The following is a 2,399-nucleotide window of genomic DNA, read 5'->3' as shown; positions in this document are numbered from 1 at the left end:
CTTTTTAAATGAATTTTTCCTCCATTTTTTTCCACAAATTCTTTGCACAGAATCAATCCCAATCCACTTCCTTTTTCTTGGGCTGTACCCGGAAAAGAAACTTTCTTTTCAATGGAGAAGACTTCTTGTAGGAGTTCTTTATTCATTCCAACACCTGTATCTTTTATGGAAACTTCCCAGAAACCTGCACTGGTAGATTTGGCAAAGACTTTCACCTGTCCTCCAGCATAGGAGAATTTTACCGCATTTGATAGAAGGTTTCGAATTACTGTAAATAACATATTTTCATCAGCAAAAAGCTCACAATCTGAAGAAACATTATTGATAAGTCGAACTCCCTTTCTTTTTGCATTATTCTCAGAAATAGCAAAAGATTTACAGACTAAATCTAATAAATTAATTTTTTCAGGTTGGAAAACAATTTGATTGGCTTGACTTTTGGCCCACATCAACAAATTTTCAAGCAAATTATAAGAGGTTTTAGCAGTTTCTTTCAGTAAGTTGTGGACTTTCAGGGCCTCTTCATCCATCAAATTCCCCATTAGATCTTTCTGTAGTTTAATCAAACTCCTCATATTGGATAATGAACCCCTTAAATCATGTGATATAATAGACAACAAAGTATCCTTGTTTTTATTCAAGGCTAAAAGTTTATCCATTCCCGAGGTTTTATCCGTAATATCATCCAACAGCCCCAAAACACCCAAAAACTCCCCCTTTTCATCAAACAAAGCACGTTCTATAAAACGCACCGTTCTATTTTCTCCATCGAGATTTTCTACCTCAATTTCATGTGTTTGAAATACTGCCTTCCTTACTTCCAAACTGGCCTTATAAAGGTGCCCTCCCTTTACTTTTCCCCAAATTTCTTCAAGACTCTTACCTTTCATTACATTTTTGGATAATCCAAGAAATTCAGCAAAACCGCTGTTGACTTTCGTGTAGCAAAATTTTTCATCTATAAAAAAAGAAGGAGCGGGCAATAATTCAAGAAATGTATCCAACATAATGTCTTGAAGATCCCCACCTTTTTCACCTTTATTTTTCATAGATGACGTAATACCAGAGTTTTAAAGCTTTATCAAGAGCAAATGACCAAAACCAAAATCTTAGAATTTATCTTTTTAACTTCTTAAACATCCAAGGGTTCAACTTATCCTCTCGGATAGATTTTCCCTGACTATCGGATACAGAATATCTCAAATCAAAAAGACCTGACTCAAAAGAAATCAGGTCTTTTAAAAATAATCAGCTGTTATGAATTACTTTATTGGAATTTCAAAAGCGAAAAGATGAAACTCAAGATTTTAAAAGCAAAACGCCTCAAACCATGCAGTTACAGCATAATCTGGGAAATATCAGATTTAAGATTTCTTCTCTTCCTTAATTAATTTCTCCGTAAAGGTCTTAAAGTCCTCCACATAATCTTCATAATATTTCCCAGTTCCAGGCCCACTAAATCCTGTATGTATTCGACGCACCTTTCCTTCTCGGTCAATAAAAATAAGAGTAGGAAAGGACATCACTTTATTCAGCATTGGAAGGCTTTCGGAGGCAGTGGCTGGTGTCCCTGCAATTAAAAAGTCATAATGAATATCAAATCGCTTTTTCATTTTCTGTACTCTGCTTTTGGCATAATCAAAGTCGTCCTTTTTCTCATATGATAAAGCCACAATTTCCACCCCCTTCTCTTTATTTTGATCATACCATTGTGTCAAAAAGCGTGTTTCATCCATACAATTAGGACACCAGGTACCAAAAATTTGCACTAGCACCACTTTATCATTGAATTTCTCATCCGACAAACTTACCATTTTCCCATTTAAATCAGGAAAAGAAAAATCAACCTTATTATACCCCTCTTTTAAAAAGGTAAATTTATCGGCATCCGGCAATTCTGCATTTTCATCACGAACACCCTTCCAATTGCTAAAAGCAGACTTTCCAGACCAATACTCCCCCTCTAGCTCACCTTGTTCATTCAATTTTGCATGAAAAAGCAACGCACTTTGCCCGTTAAAGGCACTTAACCAGGCCTCATTTCCTGAAACATTTCCTTGCAGGTAACGATAATCGCCCGTGGTAGTCAAAAAAGTTCCCGTTAGATGATTACCACTTTGTTCAAATATCCCAATTGCATCTCGTTCTTTATCCCCTGATTTGAATTTCACAGCCCATTTCCCACTCATATCAAAGGTAGGTTCCAATGAAGTATCAAAACGTTGTGTCTTTCCAAATTCTCCCTCAAAGGGTACTATATAATCCTTCACCCCATTCTTGATGTAGGAACCTGACATATGCCCATCGCTCAATTTGGCTTTTATCTGGGCATCAAAAATTAACATCGGAATAAAAAGAGAATCTCCTTCCTGAGTGGCATCCTCAATTTCCAACCTTTC

2 protein-coding genes are annotated in these 2,399 nt (G+C 36.2%); both read right to left on the bottom strand.

The annotated features are described in order from the left end of the window. Nucleotides 1-1,049: PAS domain-containing sensor histidine kinase (locus E1171_RS02720; protein ID WP_155203835.1), on the bottom strand; the 1,049-nt coding region annotated here is incomplete at its 3' end. A 315-nt stretch (nt 1,050-1,364) separates the two neighbouring features. Beyond that, nucleotides 1,365-2,399 (bottom strand): TlpA disulfide reductase family protein (locus E1171_RS02715; RefSeq protein WP_155203833.1); only part of this gene is annotated, 1,035 nt, incomplete at its 5' end.

This window comes from Xanthovirga aplysinae, assembly GCF_009711365.1.
Classification (GTDB): Bacteria; Bacteroidota; Bacteroidia; order Cytophagales; family Cyclobacteriaceae; genus Xanthovirga; species Xanthovirga aplysinae.
This window is presented reverse-complemented; position numbering and strand designations above follow the sequence as displayed.